Origin of the sequence: Bellilinea caldifistulae (assembly GCF_001306055.1) — a bacterium.
In the GTDB taxonomy this organism is placed as follows: domain Bacteria; phylum Chloroflexota; class Anaerolineae; order Anaerolineales; family Anaerolineaceae; genus Bellilinea; species Bellilinea caldifistulae.
On record NZ_LGHJ01000013.1, the window covers coordinates 31,280 to 50,919 of the forward strand.

At 53.3% G+C, this 19,640-nt stretch carries 19 protein-coding genes; 3 read left to right on the forward strand and 16 right to left on the reverse strand.

Translation table 11 applies throughout. The annotated features are described in order from the left end of the window. Positions 1 to 8: 8 nt before the first annotated feature. From AC812_RS07580 to mraZ, 15 genes are all read right to left on the reverse strand, one after another. On the reverse strand, positions 9 to 1,034 hold the full coding sequence (locus tag AC812_RS07580) for a cell division protein FtsQ/DivIB (RefSeq protein WP_061918127.1): 1,026 nt from the start codon (positions 1,032 to 1,034) through the stop codon (positions 9 to 11). Beyond that, on the reverse strand, positions 1,031 to 2,143 hold the full coding sequence (locus tag AC812_RS07585) for a D-alanine--D-alanine ligase family protein (RefSeq protein WP_236839267.1): 1,113 nt from the start codon (positions 2,141 to 2,143) through the stop codon (positions 1,031 to 1,033). The genes AC812_RS07580 and AC812_RS07585 overlap by 4 nt, the downstream gene beginning before the upstream one ends. After that, complete coding sequence (murB, locus tag AC812_RS07590; protein WP_061918129.1) at positions 2,140 to 3,099, reverse strand: UDP-N-acetylmuramate dehydrogenase; 960 nt, start codon at positions 3,097 to 3,099, stop codon at positions 2,140 to 2,142. Before murB ends, AC812_RS07585 begins: the two co-directional genes overlap by 4 nt. Before the next feature lie 11 nt (positions 3,100 to 3,110). Continuing rightward, a complete protein-coding gene (locus AC812_RS07595; protein ID WP_062158848.1) occupies positions 3,111 to 3,305 on the reverse strand; it encodes a hypothetical protein in 195 nt (64 codons plus the stop codon). Then, entirely contained in the window at positions 3,298 to 4,689 is a 1,392-nt protein-coding gene (murC, locus tag AC812_RS07600) for a UDP-N-acetylmuramate--L-alanine ligase (RefSeq protein WP_061918131.1), read from the reverse strand. Before murC ends, AC812_RS07595 begins: the two co-directional genes overlap by 8 nt. After that, positions 4,689 to 5,237, reverse strand: a complete 549-nt coding sequence (locus tag AC812_RS07605) for a hypothetical protein (protein ID WP_061918133.1) — start codon at positions 5,235 to 5,237, stop codon at positions 4,689 to 4,691. The genes murC and AC812_RS07605 overlap by 1 nt, the downstream gene beginning before the upstream one ends. Continuing rightward, positions 5,231 to 6,370 carry an undecaprenyldiphospho-muramoylpentapeptide beta-N-acetylglucosaminyltransferase gene (gene murG, locus AC812_RS07610; RefSeq protein WP_082149153.1) on the reverse strand — a complete coding sequence of 380 codons (1,140 nt, stop codon included), beginning with the start codon at positions 6,368 to 6,370 and terminating at the stop codon, positions 5,231 to 5,233. The genes AC812_RS07605 and murG overlap by 7 nt, the downstream gene beginning before the upstream one ends. Next, positions 6,267 to 7,517: an FtsW/RodA/SpoVE family cell cycle protein gene (locus AC812_RS07615; RefSeq protein ID WP_061918137.1), complete on the reverse strand. Its 1,251-nt coding sequence runs from the start codon at positions 7,515 to 7,517 to the stop codon at positions 6,267 to 6,269. The genes murG and AC812_RS07615 overlap by 104 nt, the downstream gene beginning before the upstream one ends. Beyond that, positions 7,496 to 8,878 carry a UDP-N-acetylmuramoyl-L-alanine--D-glutamate ligase gene (murD, locus tag AC812_RS07620; protein WP_061918139.1) on the reverse strand — a complete coding sequence of 461 codons (1,383 nt, stop codon included), beginning with the start codon at positions 8,876 to 8,878 and terminating at the stop codon, positions 7,496 to 7,498. Before murD ends, AC812_RS07615 begins: the two co-directional genes overlap by 22 nt. A gap of 2 nt (positions 8,879 to 8,880) precedes the next feature. Next, a complete protein-coding gene (gene mraY, locus AC812_RS07625) occupies positions 8,881 to 9,873 on the reverse strand; it encodes a phospho-N-acetylmuramoyl-pentapeptide-transferase (protein WP_061918141.1) in 993 nt (330 codons plus the stop codon). Further along, positions 9,870 to 11,291 carry a UDP-N-acetylmuramoyl-tripeptide--D-alanyl-D-alanine ligase gene (locus tag AC812_RS07630; RefSeq protein WP_061918143.1) on the reverse strand — a complete coding sequence of 474 codons (1,422 nt, stop codon included), beginning with the start codon at positions 11,289 to 11,291 and terminating at the stop codon, positions 9,870 to 9,872. The genes mraY and AC812_RS07630 overlap by 4 nt, the downstream gene beginning before the upstream one ends. Before the next feature lie 12 nt (positions 11,292 to 11,303). After that, complete coding sequence (locus tag AC812_RS07635) at positions 11,304 to 13,073, reverse strand: peptidoglycan D,D-transpeptidase FtsI family protein (protein ID WP_061918145.1); 1,770 nt, start codon at positions 13,071 to 13,073, stop codon at positions 11,304 to 11,306. Beyond that, positions 13,070 to 13,543: a hypothetical protein gene (locus tag AC812_RS07640; protein WP_061918147.1), complete on the reverse strand. Its 474-nt coding sequence runs from the start codon at positions 13,541 to 13,543 to the stop codon at positions 13,070 to 13,072. The genes AC812_RS07635 and AC812_RS07640 overlap by 4 nt, the downstream gene beginning before the upstream one ends. Before the next feature lie 68 nt (positions 13,544 to 13,611). Next, positions 13,612 to 14,547 carry a 16S rRNA (cytosine(1402)-N(4))-methyltransferase RsmH gene (rsmH, locus tag AC812_RS07645; RefSeq protein ID WP_061918149.1) on the reverse strand — a complete coding sequence of 312 codons (936 nt, stop codon included), beginning with the start codon at positions 14,545 to 14,547 and terminating at the stop codon, positions 13,612 to 13,614. 14 nt (positions 14,548 to 14,561) lie between these two features. Continuing rightward, on the reverse strand, positions 14,562 to 14,999 hold the full coding sequence (mraZ, locus tag AC812_RS07650) for a division/cell wall cluster transcriptional repressor MraZ (protein WP_061918151.1): 438 nt from the start codon (positions 14,997 to 14,999) through the stop codon (positions 14,562 to 14,564). Between the two features lie 160 nt (positions 15,000 to 15,159). Between mraZ and AC812_RS07655 the strand changes: the two genes are divergently transcribed. From AC812_RS07655 to cysS, 3 genes are read left to right on the forward strand one after another with little or no spacing between them, the layout of a single operon-like run. Next, on the forward strand, positions 15,160 to 16,569 hold the full coding sequence (locus tag AC812_RS07655; RefSeq protein WP_061918153.1) for an aminotransferase class V-fold PLP-dependent enzyme: 1,410 nt from the start codon (positions 15,160 to 15,162) through the stop codon (positions 16,567 to 16,569). Between the two features lie 11 nt (positions 16,570 to 16,580). Beyond that, the gene (locus AC812_RS07660; protein WP_061918445.1) at positions 16,581 to 17,006 is read left to right on the forward strand and encodes an EamA family transporter; all 426 of its coding nucleotides are present in this window, start codon (positions 16,581 to 16,583) and stop codon (positions 17,004 to 17,006) included. 42 nt (positions 17,007 to 17,048) lie between these two features. Beyond that, positions 17,049 to 18,437 (forward strand): cysteine--tRNA ligase, encoded by a 1,389-nt coding sequence (cysS, locus tag AC812_RS07665; protein WP_061918155.1) that lies wholly within the window; start codon positions 17,049 to 17,051, stop codon positions 18,435 to 18,437. Here the strand turns inward: cysS and AC812_RS07670 are convergent. Continuing rightward, positions 18,434 to 19,600 carry an ATP-binding protein gene (locus AC812_RS07670; protein WP_062158850.1) on the reverse strand — a complete coding sequence of 389 codons (1,167 nt, stop codon included), beginning with the start codon at positions 19,598 to 19,600 and terminating at the stop codon, positions 18,434 to 18,436. The genes cysS and AC812_RS07670 overlap by 4 nt on opposite strands. Positions 19,601 to 19,640: the final 40 nt, after the last annotated feature.

A 19,640-nucleotide genomic window follows, 5' to 3' on the forward strand; every position in this document is an offset into this window, starting at 1 on the left:
ATTCTCCATTACTTATAGAAGGGAGCATTAATGAACTCAATACTGACCAGTTCTTGAGGGTGGATGCCCATTTTTTCAAAGTATTCAACGATGGATTCATATACTGTCAGTTTTTGTTCAAAATTCTCCAGATTTTTGCCGATATAGACTTCCCAACCGCGTGGATCCTGCCACCCTAATCCATAAATAGAATTATAGACCAGGTTGGATTCAGGGGACAAGCGAAAAACGAGATCATTTATCGCTTTCAAAAGCAGCGCATCTACTTGTTGTCCCCACAACGCTGTTGGTGAGTCACTTGAAGAGTTTTCTGCCCCGCTTTTGGCAGGCAGATCAATGAAGGTCAAAGGCGGTGTAATGTTGGATTCGATTCTTATCAACCCTTCAGCATCCCCTCGCGGCGGAAGAATCACCCCCTCCGCATCCAGCCAGTAAACTTGATCGCCTTTATCCCACATGAAAACCGGTTGCCGCTCGGTCACCTGAAGGGTCACTTCAGCCGGAATACCAACCTGGATATCAATGGACGCCAGTTCGGGGAATGCGGCTCTTAACGCTTCCCGTGCATGTCCGGGATCAAATTCGATGATTTGTGAGCCCTCCAACCGTAAAACCGCCTCCACATCCGCATAGGAGAGCCGCTGCAATCCGGTCACCTGAAAACTTTGAACCTCGAACTGGTCGCTGAAAGCCAGCGTGTATAAAACCATTGCACACAAAACCAGCAGAATTGCCGAAATCAGCCGCGTACCGGGCTTCACCAGCGGAATGGCTGGCAAACGGATCTCCGCCCCACTCGATCCAAGCGGATAATAATACTGTCTTCTCACCCGCATTGGCGGTATTTTCCGCAAGGGAACACTGGTGCTGGCTTGATAACCTCTCGAAAAGAACGAAGGGCCTGTTTTAGTGCCGACCGGTGATTTCAGCGGGGCTGATTTGCGGGCAGCCGAAGCCCGGCTGGCGGTTTTTTGCGCCCGCCTTTGGCGCAACTGCTCGGCTCGGTTGAGTGTGGAAGTGGAATTTACGCTCATTCTTTCCTCCGAAAACCAAACTCGGTCCGGTCACGGTCTGCTTTGCGCTCGAAAGCCAATTCGATCAATCGGTCCAGCAACTCTCCGTAAGGCAGTCCGCTGGCTTCCCAGAGTTTGGGATACATGCTGATACGGGTAAAACCCGGAATGGTATTGACTTCACTGACGTAAATTCGCTCTGTTTGGCGGTCGAGCAGGAAATCAACCCTTGCCATACCGGCACAGTCAATCGCCTTGTAGGTTTGCACGGCAATTCGCTGAATTTCCTGCGTCTGCCCATCCGATAATGGCGCCGGGATGAGCAGCTCGGAATTATCCGAAAGGTATTTTGCGGAATAGGTGTAGAAATCTTCCCCCGGAACAACCTCTCCGGGTAGCGAAGCAACCGGTTGATCGTTTCCCAAAACACTGACTTCAATCTCGCGCGGTTTTTCCAAACCCTGCTCAACGATAATTCGCCGGTCATAGCGGGCCGCTTCGTTTAAACCTTCCCCGAGATCCGAGCGGTTCCGGCATTTTGTGATCCCCACGGATGAGCCCAGATTTGCCGGTTTAACAAAGATTGGGTATGGCAGAGTGGATTCGATGGTTTGAATAACCTGCGCCAGATTCTCTTCCACCTGCCGACGAGTAAACAATTGATAATCCAGTACCGGTAAATCGAAAGAACGCAGCACGGTCTTGAATAACGCTTTGTCCATGCCCACCGCCGAAGCCAGCACTCCGGCACCCACATAAGCAATCCCAATTAATTCCAGAAAACCCTGCAAGGTGCCATCTTCGCCAAAAGTGCCGTGTAAGACCGGAAAGACCACGTCCAGATGTGCGTAAGGTTGATACCCGCTGTCATTCAAACGATAGAGATTGTGATCACCGGCCTGAGGGAACATTGCAACCGGTTGAAGATGGGCAGTTTTGCCTTTCTGGAATGATTCCAGCACCCCTTCTCCGCTCAGCCATTTTCCATCTTTGGTGATTCCGACTTCAATCAGACGGTATTTTGCCGGGTTGAGATTGGAGATAATGGAGTGAGCCGAGAGCAAAGAAACTTCATGCTCCCCGGAACGCCCACCAAAGAAAACTCCGACAGTAATCTGGTTTGTCATCATTCGCCCTTTAAATTGGTATCATCATCCTGCCATTCACCAACCAGTTCCACTTCCAGTTCCAACTGCACCCCAAATTTCTCCTCAACCGTTTTGCGCACCTTTTCAATTAATTGACGATAATCACTGGCAGTTGCCGATTCGGTGTTGATAAAGAAGTTGGCATGTACTGGACTCACCTGCACGCCACCAACCCGCATCCCTTTCAATCCAGCCGCCTCAATCAGCCGTCCGGCATAGTCGCCGGGTGGGTTTTTGAACATAGAACCCAAACTGGCACCCGGCGGTTGAGTTTGTTTTCTGCGAATTGAAAATTCGTCCATTTTTTCCTTTACGGCTTGAGGTGTGCTTCTTTCCAGTTTTAAGGTGGCCGAAAGAATGACCGCTTTTGTCCCGCTCCGTTTCAACACACTGCTGCGATATTCATAACCCAACTTTTCGGCTGGCCAGGTCTGCTTGCCTTCTTGCGGGTGCAAGATTTCTGCCATCAGCAGGTTTCCCTGCATATCCCCGCCAAAAGCCCCGGCGTTGCCGTAAATTGCCCCACCCAGGGTTCCCGGCACGGTATTCGCCCATTCCAGTCCACTAAAGCCACGCAGAGCGGCCTGGCGGGCAATCATGCCAAGGTTTGCCCCCGATTCTGCCCACACCGTCGGCGGTTCGGTTTGGGAATGAATCTTGATGGTATGCGCCCGATTGAGCAAAACAACGCCGTGATAACCCCGATCACTCACCAGCACATTTGCTCCGCCGCCCAAAATCAGGAAGGGGACATTCCATTCCCACAGCGTTTTAACCGCTTTTTCCAGCTCATCCGCACTATTCACCACCAGCAACGCATCCGCCGGGCCGCCAACTCGTGCAGCCGTATAATTGGCCAGCCGCACGTTTTCTTGCAGCCGTTCCCCAAACTGCTCGCGCAGTTCGTTGATCGGAAGGTTAGAAAGTGGTGATTTCACGCCAGAATCTCCTATAGCGCCTTAATCGCCTCGATCAAGCGGTTGAGCAGATCTTCCCGATTTCCATCCAACACAGGCGGCCGGGAAGTGAGGCATTCCCGTTGGGGGTGTGCCTCTCTCCGTGATTGAAATTCCGCGCTTTCCAAACGCAGAGGGGTCGCCACGGACACAGTGGAGGAATACGTTCGTTTCTTTGTCTCAGACATCTGCCAACTCCTTTTCTTTCAAAGCCGAAAAAACCTGTGCGCTGATTTGGTCAGCATCACCTGCTGAAAGCACCAGCAGGACATCGCCTTTTTGCAATTTTTCCAGCAAGTAAACCGTAGCCTCATGGAGGGACGGAATGAACCTGACCGAAGGATGAACCATTTGCGAAACGACCTGCGCTGCCGAAAAGCCCTCATTCCTTTCACGGGCTGCGTAAACCTCCGTGACCACGACCTCATCCGCCAATTGGAAAGCGCGGGTGAAGCCATCCATCAAAGCCAGCGTCCTTGAATAGGTGTGTGGCTGCCATACCGCCCAAATCCGCCGTTGGGGATAGCGCATTTTCGCAGCCGAAAGGGTGGCGCTCACCTCAGTGGGGTGATGAGCGTAATCATCAACCACGATTACCCCGCTGGCTTCGCCCAAAACATCAAAGCGCCGCCCGGTTCCGCTGAACTCAGCCAGGGCTTGCGCAACCTCATCCATTGGCAATCCCAGCCAGTTGCAAGCCGCCAGCACCGCTGTGGCATTCATCACATTATGAGTACCGGGTACCTGTAACCCAACCCGTACGGATCCGATGGACTGTACCTGTTGGACAAAAGTAACTTCAAAATCGAGGCCGCCCATTTCATTGACGCCTAAAATTACTGCATGCACATCCGCTTTTGTTTCCTGCGCATAGGACAGGCAACTCCCGCCTCGTTGACGAAATTCATTAGCCAGGCGGGCAGCCATGCTGTTATCAGCATTGGCAATTACTACCCCGCCGGGTTGCAGCCGCTCAATGAGCTGACCAAACGCCTTGAAATAACTTTCCGGTGTGGGAAAATAATCTGGATGATCATGTTCCACTGTGGTCAGGATGACCAGATCCGGCTTTAATCCAAGGAACATGTGGTCATATTCATCCGCTTCAATCACAAACCATTGTCCACGCCCGGCATGCGCATTCCGTTTAAGGTTTTTAGAAACACCACCGATCAAATAAGAGGGATCATGATTCAGCCGGGTTAGAACCCACGCCAACATGGCGGTAGTGGTGGTCTTGCCATGTGTACCGGCAATTGCCAGTACCTTTTGATCGCCGCTCAATTGTTCCAAAAATTCCTGGCGTTTCAGCACTGGAATGCCGGCCGCAAGTGCTGCCTGGACCTCCGGGTTTTCCGGCGGGACTGCCGAAGAACGGATCACGACATCTGCGCCGCGTACATTGGCGGGATCATGTCCGGCATAAACCGTGATCCCCTCGCCGACCAGTTGAGCCGCCAGAGGAGAAAGCACACGGTCAGAACCCGTCACGCGATAGCCCTTCTCCTTTAAGAAGAGGGCAATTGCCGAAAGGCCGCTTCCACCAATTCCAATCAGATGCACGTGTTTCATCAGATAAACACCACCAGAACAAATACGAAAGCAATCGCTACGGCAAAGTAGATAATCGGTGTACCGGTTTCTGCCATCAACCATTCAGGTGGCAGAAGATTGATTAATCGCAAAGCTTCCTGCCCCATGACCGTATTCGGATCGGGGGCTGTAATGATTGGAAAAGGATAATTGGCATTGTGGAGGAACCACCATAACGTTCCCCATACCATAAAACCGTTGACAGCGCCCAAAAAGAAACCCAGAAGGATGTCCTGCAATCGTTCGCGAGCAAATTTACCGGTTTGAGCAATGCGAGGGAGATTGGGAGTTTGATAACCAAAGAAGACCAGCGAAAGCAGCACAATGGCTCGCATCCAGAAAAGAGTTTCGGGAGCATTCTCCCGCAAAATTCGGATGAAAGGCACAAACCGCTCCAGCACGGTGACGATGAACATCGCCAGCACCACTGCAAATGTCACCAGAATTTCTCGCGCCCAGCCGCGCACACCGCCTACCAGCGCAAATAAAATGACCAGTAGCCAAAATACGACATTCAGGCTCACCATGTCGTCATCCTGCCTTTCTGCGCGGGAGAATGTGCCAGTTCCCGCAGCAAGTCCGCAATTTTCTCCGCTGCCCGCGGTTGAGCAAGACCCAGCATTGCCGAGCGCATTGCCGCAAGACGAGACTCTTCAGTGATCAATCGAGTAACCACAGGCAGCAACTGTTGGGCAAGGTCATTATTTTCAACAACCACAGCCGCCCCACGTGAGGCAAGATACTCTGCATTAACCTTTTGATAACGCCAGGCATAGGGATATGGCACCAGCACCGCGGGTAAACCAAAATACGGCAATTCTCCCAGGGTCGAAGCACCCGCCCGGCAAACAACCAGATCCGCTGCTGCCAGGGCTGCACCCATCTCCTCATGCAGGTAGGCAAACACATGATAACGGGAAAGCTGCTCGGCTGATAATTGAGCCCGTTGCTCGTCCACCAATGGCCAGTCGCCCTGTCCGGTCACATGAATCACCTGCATTCTCCCCAGTAATTCCGGCAATACAGACCACAATGCCTGATTAATGCTACGGGCTCCCTTGCTGCCACCAAAGACAAGCAGTACCTTTTCCTGTTCTTCAATCCCAAACCGGGCCCGCCCCGCCCGACGATCCCACTTCATGATTTCTGGTCGGACGGGGTAACCCGACACCACAACCCGCTTCCCGGAAGAGAAAAATTTGCGGGATTCCTCTGCCGTGACCGCAATGCAATCTGCAAATCGAGCCAGCGTCTTCAATGCCAGACCCGGCTCGATGTCGGGTACATACAGCAGACTGTTTCGCGGAATACTCATCAGGGCCATTGGTACAGCCACATAACCACCCGTGAAGAAAAGCACATCCGGTTGAAATTCACGCAGAATTTGACGGGAGGCAATCGTGCCTTTTGCCAGCCGCATGAGGTTGCCGGGCAAAACCCGCAGTCCCACGCCGTGCACGCCGGCAGCAGGAATGCCGCGGAAGGGGATTTGCAGGCGGGAAACCAGGTCCTTTTCCATGCCGTCTTCCCCTCCTACCCACAAAACGGGGTTGGCCTCATCGGCGAGTGTTTGAAGAACGGTGAGCGCGGGATACACCCCGCCGCCCGTTCCCCCGGCGCAAATTAACAACCGCACTGAATGCTCTCCCTTCTTCTTCATTCTTCTTGTGATTGGCAACCCTGCCAACCGAGAGGATTAACCCAATTGCCGCCATGGTCATAGTCAGGTTGGAACCGCCGGCGCTGATTAATGGAAGGGCATTTCCGGTGATTGGAAAAACACTCACCATCACGCCCATGTTCAGGATGGCTTCGAAGGTAATCCAAAACGTTAAACCCGCTGCCAGCAAACGTCCCTGGATATCCAATGCTTTTCGAGCGATGCTCATCCCTCGCCACATCAAAATCATGAAAGCGATCACCACCGCACCTGCCCCAATCAGACCGGTTTCTTCGATAATGACCGCAAAAATTGAATCGGTGTGGGAAACCGGCAGGGCAAACTTGGAAGACCCTTTCCCAATCCCTACACCAAACACGCCACCCCGCACAATCGATTCGATTACCCGCTTAATGTGATCATGCGCATTAGCCGGATCTTGTAAAGCCACCAGGTATTGTTCGAACCGAAAACGGCCGGTATCCGATACCAGCAAGAATAACGCACTGATTCCACCCACCACCAGTAAAATCAAGATGATTTGCCGCCAGTCCACCCCGGCCAGGAAGAACATCATTCCGCCCAGCACAAGAATGGTCAGGGTTGCGCTCAGGTCCGGCTGCAACATGATAAGGGCAGCAGTAAGGCTGAGTATGGTGACCATGGGAATCAGCCCAAAATGGATGTTGTTCAAGACTTCCTGTTTTGAGTGCAGCCAGAAGGCAAGGTAAATGATGACCACCAGTTTTGCCAGTTCGGAGGGCTGGATTGAGCCGTTAAACAAGGTGCGGCGAGCACCAAAGCGCATTTCCCCCACCAATGCAACTGCCAGCAACAAGGCGATCATGATCAAAACCATCGGAATGAGCCACTTCTTCCATCGCCGGTAATCTACATACATTAAGAAAACGGCTACACCGACTCCTACAAACACCCATCGCAGCTGATTGAGAAAGAAATAGCTGATTGGCTTTTCAGCCAAGATGGAAGGCTGCCATGAAGCAGAATAAACCATCAAAATGCCAAAACCAAGCAGGAACATGACAACCAGGACAAACGGCACATCAATCCCCAAACGAATTGGGCGAATGGAAGGTTCACCCCGCGTTGCGGCAATTCGAGAATTTATGACAGTTGGTTCACCCATAAGCGATAGGCCTCCCCTCTTTCCTCGAAATCTTTGAATGCGTCAAAACTGGTACAGCCCGGAGAAAGCAACACCACATCTCCGGCCTCAGCCACCTGGGCAGCCGCCAGAACGGCCTCTTCCAGGCGCTCACAGCGGGTAATCGTAATAGGCCTTTCTCCAGGGGCTGGTCTTCCAATTGCCTGCTGAATCTTGCCAGCGGCTTCACCAAACAAGACCACATGATCTACCCGCTGACGAATATCGGCAGCCAGTTCTTCCCACGGCAGGTGCTTATCTCGTCCGCCCAACAGTAAAACAAGCGGCTCGCTGAAAGCCCGCAGAGCGGCTCGAACCCGCTCTGGTGCAGTTGCAATTGAGTCGTTGTACCACTGTACTCCCCGCCATGTGCGCACATACTCAAGCCGATGCGCCACGCCCCTAAAGCCGCTCACACCCGCCCGGATGGACTCCACCGAAAAGCCAGCCGCCAGAGCGATCGCACAGGCTGCCAGCACGTTCAAGCGATTGTGCTCACCCCGCAACAAAATCTCGCTGGCGGGGAACAGGGCAGACCGTTCACCGTTATGCTGCCACCAGATGAGCCCCTCTTCCAGATACGTACCGTCTAATTCAGGCGATGGCCGTTCAAAGCCAAAGGTGACCAGTTTTCCCTTTATCCGGTGGCGTAATCCCCACGAACCACTGTCCTCGCGGTTTAGGATGGCCACATCGCCGCTCCGTTGAAAATCAATAATATGAGCTTTAGCAGCCGTATAGGCTTCCATTGTTTTATGCCGGTCAAGGTGATTGGGGGTGATATTCAAAACCGCTGCTACTTGTGGAGAGTTGCTCATCAATTCCAGTTGAAAACTGGAAAGTTCCAGCACCACCCGGTCGTGTGGCTGGATTTTTTCCAGATCCTCGATCAGCGGATTGCCAATATTGCCGCCCACCCAGGCTTGCTGTGGCGGTTGAACATCCGCCTGCGCCATCCGCCCAACCAGGGCTGTGGTGGTGGTCTTACCAGCCGAGCCGGTAATCCCGATCACCGGGGCAGAAACCTGTTCCATGAATAATTGTGAATCGTTGGAGAGAGGGATACCCCGTCGGACAGCCTCCACCAGCAACGGCAAATCCAAAGGCACACCCCCCGACACAAAGACCACATCCACACCTTCCAGCAGATGCAGCGGATGACCGCCTGCGTGCCATTCGACCTTAAACCCCCGCAGCGCAGCTTTTTCATCCTGCAATTGATCATCAGGACGCTGATCATTCACAATAACCTGCGCGCCTTTACTGGCCAGAAAGCGGCTGAGCGCCAACCCCTGCCGGGCGGCTCCGATAACCAGTACACGCTTTTCCTGCCAGTTCTTCATCTTCACACCACCGCCAGTGCCACACCCAACATGGCAAACAGTAGACTCACCAGCCAGAAACGCTGCACCACCTGGGTTTCGCTCCAACCCCCCAATTCAAAGTGATAGTGCAATGGGGCCATGCGGAAGAATCGTTTCCCTTTGGTGGCTTTGAAGTACAGGATTTGGATAACCACGCTCAATGCCTCGCTCACCGGGATGATGGCAATCACCGGCAACAACAGCCATTGACCGGTCATCAACGCCACGACAGCCAGCGTGGCCCCAATCGAGAGCGAGCCGGTATCTCCCATGAACAATTCTGCCGGATGAACGTTGAACCACAAAAATCCGAAAATCGCTCCCACCAGCGTAAAGCAGAAGCGCGCCAGAAAGACCTGATCTTGCAGCAGAGCGATTCCGCCATATGCCGCAAAGGCTGTCGCGGCAATCAGGCCTGCCAATCCATCCAGTCCATCTGTGAAGTTGACGGCATTCGACATTCCAACGATGATGAATGCTGCAATCGGGATGTAAAAAATGCCCAGAGAAATCGGCTCATCAAAACCCGGCCAGAACATTTCTGGAACCTGCAGAACGTACTTCAAACCAAAGGCAATACCAAGGGCTAAAATCAACTGGAAAATAAACTTGGTACGTGCCCGCATGCCTAAACCGCGCCGCGGGCCACGGATTCCTTCCCAATCATCCAGGGCGCCCAAAATCGAATACGACAGCAAGACCAACAGAGGCAGCAGCACCGAACGTCCTAAAACGGTTACGCCGATCAACGAGGCCGCATTCAGCAGGATGGTCAGCAACATCACCGGCAGCAAGATCATCACCCCGCCCATGGTGGGGGTTCCCATCTTGGTGAAATGGCGATCCGGCTCTTCAACCCGGATGATTTTGCCAATCCGAAAATGACGCAGAACCCGCAGCAACGGCGGCCCCCAGATGATTGCCAGCATAAAACTAAAACCACTCAGTGCTAGCGCCAGGGATGTCTCTCTCATGATTCGACCTCCAATGCGGCTGCGATGCGATCCATTCGTAAACCATGCGAACCTTTGACCAATGCCACATCCCCTTCGCGCAACATTCCACGCAGCAAGTCGGTTGCCTGATCCACCCCATCGGTGATGTGAATTTTTTCGGCAGGCAGGCCGGCTTTGCGAGCCGACTCGGCAATCATTCGCGCCAGATTTCCAACAGTAATTAAGGTATCGGCCACTTCTGCGGCACGCATTCCCACTTTTTCATGACCTTGTTTCTCGTAAATTCCCAGTTCCAGCATATCTCCCAGTACTGCAATCTTCCTGCCGTTGATTTCCGACAAAAGATTCAAAGCTGCCAGGGTAGATTCAGGGGCGGCGTTGTAGGAATCGTCCAGGATCATCGCTCCGTTGCTCAAATTGACCGTAACCATTCGTAATTGAGACTGGCTGTGCTGCAAGGCATAAATGATCTCCTGCCAGCTGACTCCCATGACCAGCCCAACCGCCACCGCTCGTAAAATCGTGTGAACCGAGTGACGACCGATGATCGGAACGCGCAGATGAATCACGTCGTTGCGAAAATGCAAGCGGAAACGAATGCCCTTCAATCCCAGTCCTTCAATCTGGTCAGCCCTCAGGTCAGCATCGGCATCCAGACCATAGGTGAATAACTGAGCACGGGTTTTGTCTGCCATCCAGCGCACCCACGGGTCATCCCAATTCAGAATGGCTACTCCTGCGGGTGCGGGGGGCAGTGCCTGCACCAGCTCTGACTTACCGGTGGCAATCGCCTCCTGCGAGCCGGCCCTCTCAACGTGGACGGTACCGATGCTGGTGATTACGCCCACCTGGGGTTGGGCAATTTCGCACAAAAAGGCAATTTCGCCGGGTACATAAAAACCCATTTCCAGTACAGCCGCCTGATGCGCTGCAGTTAGGCGCAACAGGGTGAGCGGTAACCCAATTTCATTATTTAAATTTCCCTGTGTTTTCAAAACCCGGTAACGCTGCGCCAGAACCTCGGCAATCAGTTCTTTGGTAGTGGTTTTTCCCACCGAACCGGTAATCCCAATCACACGCAGGTCATGTTTGCGGCGCCAGTAAGCCGCCAATTTTTGTAAACTTAGCAGGGTATCCTCCACCCGAATGCAGAACGGCGGGGGCGGCACTTCCAAACCATTCTTGGGGTCAAAAGTGCGTAAATCCACGATTGGGCGGTCAACCTCCACCTCACGCTGAACCAAAGCCAGATGCGCTCCCCGCTCAAAAGCCGCCCGAACAAACTCGTGGCCATCGCTGCGCTCACCCTTTAACGCAACGAACAACGAACCCGGAATCAACTGGCGTGAATCGACTGCAGCCTCACTGATTACCAGCGAGGCAGCTTGGGGTCTGACACCACTCAGGGCTTCGAATACATCCGCCAGCGTTAGCATATCTTCATCACCTCATGGACTTGCCAGTTGCTGCCTGACTTCATCAGGTGGAATTTTCATCAAAACCACCAGTTCCTCCACCGCCTGACTGAACACCGGGGCCGCCACTACCGAGCCCCATGGTGAACTGGTTGGTTTTTCCAGCCAGACATACACAATAAAGCGGGGATCATCCACCGGACCCCATCCCACAAAAGAAGCGTTGGTCATATTGGTGTATCCGCCAGGGCCAGGAATTTCGGCAGTTCCCGTTTTTCCGGCGACCCGGTACCCTTCAACCAGCGCATTGGAAGCTTCGTTTTCAAGTGAAACCGCCAGCATTTCGGTAATCGTCCGGGCTGTCTCCGGCTTGACAACCTGACGAATCACGCGGGGGTTCACTGTGTATTGAACCCCATCTTGAATATAGGCCTTGACGACATGCGGAGCCATCATTTTACCCTCGTTCGCCATAGCTGCAATTGCTGTGATCATCTGAATGGGAGTCGTTGCGACACCCTGACCAAATGAGTTGGTGCCCAGATTGACCGGATACCAGTTCGAGTCGCCGGGCAAACTCAGCGGATAAACCTGCTCACCCGCCAGGTCAATGCCGGTATAACGCCCAATTCCAAAGTCTTGTAGATATTTGTAGAACTGGGTTGGTCCTAATTCTTGAGCCACCCACGCCAGGCATACATTTAAAGAGTGCTGCATACAGCCTACCATGTCCTGAGGGCCCCACGCCCCGCGGTCCCAGTTGTAGATCCAGATACCGCCCACTTCAATTGCGCCGACGTCCACGAATGGCGTTTCTGGCTGAACGGCACCGGCATCAATTGCAGCTGCCATCGTCAACACTTTGAAGACTGAACCGGGTTCGTATAACTGGCTGATAGCACGGTTAAAGTAGCTGCCAACCGGGAAAATCTCGTCGTAGCGCCAGTATTCGTTAGGATTGAAGTGTGGCGTTGTTGCCATCGCCAGAATTTCACCCGTCTTTGGGTCCATTACCACTAATGTGCCCGATTCTGCGCCGTTTTCTTTGACGGCTTGATCAATAATTCGCTCCATGGCTGCCTGAATATCCCGATCCAGCGAGGTAATCAGGCTGGCGCCGGGTGGAATTTCAGGTATTTCCTGAATTTCGGTGGGATTTAGCGGCAGGACGACCTGCTGTTTGTTCCCTGCAAGCAGGTTATTATACTGCTCTTCCAGCCCCAGCATACCCCTGCCATTCCAGCGATCCAGAAAATTGTAAAAGCCAAGCACATTTGCAGCCAGTTCATTTTCAGGATAACTGCGGATGAGATGCGCCTTCCAATAGACACCCGCCAGTGACGGGGGAGCGCCTTTTTTGGGTTTTTCTGCATTCTCGTATTCTGCCAGTTTTTGTTCCAGTTGGCGTATCTTATCGGCCGGCACAAAATCCTTGATCAATTCGTAACGTTCGTTTCCTTCTTTTCGAAACGACTCGGCTTTGCGAAGGGTATCATAATAATCCACATCAAGCACAGCCGCCAGGTCTCTCGCCACGGTTTCGGGATTGGCCACTTGCGGCGGAGCAATACCTACCTCGTAAACCTCTTTGTTCCCGGCCAGCAAATTTCCCCATCGGTCATAAATATTGCCCCGTTCGGGCAAAATGATCCGCACCTGCTGATTGTAGGTTCTGGCAAACATCTCCACCAGTTGACGGGAATGCTCGCTGTTTTGAATGCGGATCATCTGATAAACAATCGCCGCACTAAGCAAAACAAATACTGCACCGATCAACCGCATCCGCCCAGCGCCATCGTTCATTGGCCCTGCCCCCCTCTCGTGTTCAAATACTGATAAGCCGTCTGGTAGAACAAATCCCAAAGCGACTGGGTATATGCCGGACGCAGCAGTTTGTTTTCACGCATCACCGAGGTGGGGGGCGGCGCCAAAAAGACCACCTCACGACCGGACACCCCCGCCGCCGGTAGATAAACCAGATCTTCACGTTCCACTGGCCGAAAGCCCAGTTTCTCGGCCCGCTCCAGCATCACCTGGGAGGAATTCAGTAAAGCCAGCTGGGTGCGCATATCCGCAATTCGAATTGCCAATCCCTCGCGTTCCACCTCAAGCGCTTTTATGCGCGCCCCCGTTTCTGCAGCCCGTCCGCTTACATACAAATACACACCGGCAATCAGCATCCCCGCCACCAGTATCAGCAAAAACAAACCAATCCACTGGAGCTGTACGCGCCATGGAGCTTGGCGATAGGCTTGAATTATTCGCTGATTCATCTTGGATGTTACTCCGTTCTGAGTTGGTTGAATTCTCTCGGTGGAATGAATGCAATTGTCGTGCCAGTTTAGAGTTTTTCGGCAACGCGCAATTTTGCGCTCCGGGATCTGGGGTTGGTTGCGATTTCCTCGGCTGAGGGAAGGATGGGCTTGCGGGTAAGTTCCCGCAAGGTGGCGCGGTGATGACAGGTACAAACCGGCTGCTCCGGGGGGCAGATGCAGTCGCGGCTTTCGCGGCGGAAGAATTGTTTGATGATGCGGTCTTCCAGGGAATGAAACGAAATCACCGCCAGTCTGCCGCCGCTCGCCAGGACTTCGACTGCGTCCGGAAGGACTTGCTCCAGACCGCGCAGTTCGTCGTTGACAGCAATCCGCAAAGCCTGAAAAGTGCGGGTGGCCGGGTGGATGCGTTCTCGCTTCCCACCAACCGCCCGTTCGACTGCCTGAGCCAATGCCAGGGTTGTCGCCAGCGGACGCGAACGACAAATCTCGCGGGCAATCCGGCGGGCGTGGCGTTCTTCTCCGTACCGCCAGATCAAATCGGTCAACTCGTCTTCGGACAAAGTATTGACCAGATCTGCAGCACTCCGGCCGGTTGTTGGGTCAAAACGCATATCCAGCAGCCCGTTGGCAAGAAAGGAAAATCCCCGTTCGGCCTGATCCAATTGCATGGACGAGACCCCCAGATCAAACACAATCCCGTTGACCTGCTCCCATCCGAGTCGACGCAGTTCCTCCCGCAATTGAATGTAGGAAGCATGGACGAGGATCACGCGCCGATGATACACAGACAGGCGCTGGCTCGCGATTGCCAGCGCCTGCGGGTCTTTGTCCAGCGCCAAAAGCTGCCCATCCGGCGCGCTTGCTTCCAGTATCCCCCAGGCATGCCCCCCGGCACCAACGGTCGCGTCAACGTATCTCCCCGGGCTTTGCGGCCTTAAAGCGTGTATAATTTCATGGTAAAGTACAGGTTGGTGGTGTGGGAATTCCTCCGCTTTGGTCATTCCTTTGCCACCGGTCACAGGCGGATATCGAAGGATGAAAACCGTTTTGCCGCCTGCTCAGAGTCTTCAATTTGTTTCACTCTTTGATTCCACAGTTCCGCCGCCCAGATTTCAAAGTAGTCTCCCGCCCCCACCACCACAACGGCAGTGTTCAAGCGGGCTTTTTCGCGCAGATGCTGCGGAATCAGGACACGCCCAATCCGGTCCACTTCGACCCAAACGGCATTGGAAAAAATCCAGCGTTTGAGGTCACGGGCGTCTTCATCGGTCAGGCTGACTTTGCGAGTATTTTCTGCAATTTCCTTAAAGGAGGAAGCCGTCATCACCATCAAGTTTTGATCAAAACCAAGCGTCACATATGCACCACCCAGTTCAAGCAAATCCCGGTAACGGCTGGGTATCACCATCCGACCCTTTTCATCTATGGAATGCTCAAACTGGCCTAAGAACATTTGTTCGATTTCTCCTTTTAACAGCGCAACGCCGGTTGTCCGGCGCTTTCTACCACCTTAACCCACTATTTTCCAAAATCTACCACTAGTATAGCGGTTTTTGTTCCATTTTGCAAGTAGTTTGACAAAACTGTTAACTTTCCATTCCACCGAGGAGGCTATGAACACAACTACCCACGATTTTCGCAACCTGTTTTGCGGCATGGATACGCCCGTCCCTACCCTGAGCGGTAACACCGTACCTTATGTGAATCTCGATAATGCCGCATCCACCCCCGCCCTGCGCCATGTTCAGGAGAGTGTCAACCGTTTCTTGACCTTCTATTCCAGTGTGCATCGCGGCACCGGTTTTAAGAGCCAGCTTTCCACCCATGCCTACGAAGAATCCCGCACCCAAATGTTGAAATTTGTGGGCGCAGACCCCCAAAACCATCTGTGCATTTTTGGTAAAAATACTACCGAGGCCATTAACAAACTTGCCCGCCGGTTTCCGTTCTCACCCGAACGAAATATCGTCCTGATCAGCCAGATGGAACATCACTCCAACGATCTACCGTGGCGGGCCGTGGCAACGGTGATTCACGTGCGCCTGCTGCCGGATGGAAGGCTGGATGAAACCCACTTTGACGAATTGCTGCAAAAATACGGCAGCAGGGTGGCACTGGTGGCCATCAGCGGAGCCAGCAATGTGACCGGTTACATCAACCCAATTCACCGTCTGGCAGAAAAGGCTCACGCCGTCGGCGCCCAGATGATGGTGGACTGCGCCCAGCTTGCGCCTCATCGCCAAATCCGCATACTGCCTTTGGATGATCCTGCGCATCTGGATTACATCGCGCTTTCGGCACATAAAATGTATGCCCCATTTGGCAGTGGAGCATTAATCGGACGGCGCGACATCTTTGAGCAAGGCGACCCCGACCTGCGCGGTGGTGGTCAGGTTGAAATTGTCACCACCCGGCAAGTGGTCTGGTCCGCGCCGCCGGAGCGCGAAGAGGCCGGCAGCCCCAACACCATCGGGGCAATTGCCATGGCGGCTGCCGCCGCTCAGCTGGAAAAAATTGGCATGGAAACCGTTGCCGCACACGAAGCCGAACTGACCGCTTACGCGCTCCAACGCCTTCAAACCATAACCGGCATTAAAATCTACGGGGATACCCGCCCGGAGACCGCTGATCAACGTTTGGGAGTCATTCCCATCAATCTACCGGAGATTTCCCACTTCCTCGTAGCAGCGGTTTTAGGTTACGAGTTCGGCATTGGGGTGCGCAATGGTTGTTTTTGCGCCCACCCCTACCTGCTCCACTTGCTTGGATTTAGCGAAGGTGAAGCCGAACAAATCCGCCAGCAGATGATCAGCGGTGACCGGCGCAATGCTCCCGGCATGGTGCGCATTTCTTTCGGTTTGTATAACTCCACCGCCGATGTTGATCGTCTGATTGACGCCTTACAGGCAATTCGTGCGGGTGATTACACCGGTCAATACCTGCAAAATCAGGCAACCGGCGAATTTTTACCGTTCGGCTGGCAAACGGATTACAAACAGTTTTTTACCTTTCAACCGCAGTAAAGGAGGCTATGGTGAAACCACAGGTTTTTGCCCTGTTAGCAGCCATCTGCTGGGGAGTCGGTGGCTATTTTGAAAAGAAAGGTTTGCATCTGGGTAACCTTTCGCCCACCATGGGAATCACCATCCGCACTCTGATTGCCTTTATTTTGCTGGCAGTTGCCTCATTTCCTCAGTGGAAAACCGTGCCGCTGGCCGGCAGCAAAGCACTGCTCTATATGGTGATCGGCGGCGGTGTGGTTGCCGGGGCAGCCGGGATGTTGTGTTTTTACACCGCCATCAAAGGCGCTCCGCTCGGCCGGGTCATGCCAATCGCCTTTACTTCTCCCTTGTTCGGTGCATTGATGGGCTTGATCGTTGGCGGAGAACCGCTCACCCTTAAAACCATTTTGGGAATGTCGTTGACAATTGGCGGGATTATTTTACTGACCATCGAGTAAAATATAGAAAAGAAAATCCCAGCCATAAGAGAAAAGAATTTTATGACACCTCTGGTTTTGTACGACACCTACACCCGTACTTTACGCGAATTTCAACCGCTCAACCCGCCGGAAGTGGGCATGTACACCTGCGGGCCAACGGTTTATGATTATGCCCATATTGGCAACCTCCGCACCTACATATTCGAAGATATTCTCAAACGGGTTTTGTTATACAACGGCTTTTCGGTCAAGCACGTTATGAACATCACCGACGTGGGTCACTTGACCTCGGATGCGGACACCGGCGAAGACAAAATGGAAGCCGGCGCCCGCCGCGCCGGAAAAACCGCCTGGGAAATTGCCGAGTACTACACGGAAGAATTCCGCAAAGACCTGAAACGCCTCAACATCCTGGAACCCACCATATGGTGCCGCGCAACCGATCACATCCAGGAGCAGATTGACTTCATCCGCTGCATCGAGGAGATGGGATACACCTACCGCACCTCGGATGGGATTTATTTTGACACCAGCAAACTGCCCTCTTACGGCTACCTGGGAAGACTGGACATTGAAGGACTGCAAGCCGGGGCGCGGATTGACATGGGTGAAAAACGCCACCCGACCGACTTTGCCTTGTGGAAATTCAGCCCCAAAGACCAGAAACGCCAGATGGAGTGGGACAGCCCGTGGGGAGTTGGTTTTCCCGGCTGGCACATCGAATGTTCCGCCATGTCAGCAAAATACCTTGGCCCCTTCTTCGATATCCACTGCGGTGGCGAGGATCATATCACCGTCCATCACACCAACGAAATTGCCCAAACCGAAGCCTGCTACGGCACCCGTCTGGCAAATTTTTGGCTGCACGGTTACTTTTTGCAACTGGACGAAGGGGTTAAAATGTCCAAATCCAGCGGAAAATTCCTGCGGGTGGAATCGCTGATCGAAGAAGGCTACGATCCGTTGGCCTACCGCATGTTCTGCCTCAACGCCATTTACCGCCAGAAATTAAACTTTACCTGGGATGGACTGGATGGGGCTGCCAAATCGCTTGATCGCTTGCGTAATGCCTTTTATGAATGGGGCGCACCGGGTGAACCCGACCCCGCCTACTTGCAAAAATTCCTTGAAGTCATCAATGATGACCTGAACATGCCGCGCGCCATGGCGCTGACATGGGATCTGGTGCGCTCGGATCTTCCCAATGAGGTCAAGAAAGCCACCCTGCTCGATTTTGACCGGGTACTGGGGTTGGATCTGGCTAACTGGCAGCCGCCCGAAGAGGTCATCCCCGATGAAATTTTACGGCTGGTCGAGCTGCGCCAGCAGGCTCGCGCCGAAAAGCGCTGGCAGGACGCCGACACGCTGCGCAATCAGATCGCCGCGGCCGGCTACGAAGTGATGGACACTCCCCAGGGACCCAAGGTCAAGCGTCGCCGGGGAAGTTAACTCCGTTTCAGCCGCAGCCAAAAGGTGCTGCCCCGCCCTACTTCACTTTGCACGCCAATTTCCCCGCCGTGCTGTTCAAGCACCTGTCGCGCGATGGACAACCCCAGCCCTGCCCCGCGAAAAAGGTGACCATGCACCTCATCCAGATGGTAAAAACGGTCAAAGATGTAGGGCAGGGCTTCCGGTGGTATCCCCACCCCGCTGTCACGAACCTCAATTTCCGCCCAACTTTCACGAGGGAATAAAGAGATTTCCACCTTTCCGCCGTTGGGGCTGAACTTAACCGCATTATCCACCACCGCTGCCAGCGCCCGGCTGAGACTTTTCGGGTCACCATGCACCTGCACTGTGTTCACCGGCAGGTTGACTTGCAGATCAACCCCTTGCTTTTGCGCAGCCGGACGATAAGTTTCGACTACATCCAAAACAACCTGACCCAAGTCGGTTGGCTGAAATTCCGGCAGGATCAATTCCATCTCTTGTAAAAACAAAATATCGTTGATTAACGCCGTAATTTCCTGCAAATTTCGCGCCACGGTATCCAGGGCGCCTTGCAGAGTTTCTCCCTGCAACCTACCGGAGCGAATCATCTGCAAAAAGCCGTTGGCGACCATCAAGGGAGTACGTAGCTCGTGGGCAATTGTGGTCAAAAACTGGCTGCGGGCTGCTTCCTGTTGAGAAAGCCGGCGGTAGGCTTCGCTCAATTCCTCGGCTTTTTTCCGCAGCTCGGCAATGGCAATCTCGTCGTTCTCCCTCAACCGGCGGCTGACTTCCCTGACCATCGCCAGAGAAAGCTGGCTGTTGGTATGCAGTAAATTTACAAAGGCCTCCCGTTCCATTTCCAGAACTTCTACATCCGTTAATGCGGTAATCGTCGCCGCCCGGGGAGCATCATGGATGATTGCCATTTCGCCGAAAAAGTCACCGGCAGATAAATGTTTTAAGATCCGCTCTTCATTTTCATTAAACTTTTTGGTGACCTCAACCTCTCCATCTAACAAGATATAGAAAGTTGTTTCGTAAGCCCCTTCCGTGGTCAGTTTACTGCCTTTCGGATAGGCGCGAATCCTGCCCGCTGAGATGATTTCCATCAACTCACGCTCGGAGAGCGCCGGAAAGGCTTTTTGGATGACAGCCAGCCAGTGTTTCACGGAGTTTCTCATAAGATATTGTCTCTATTATATCCTTTAGGCAGCTACTTGC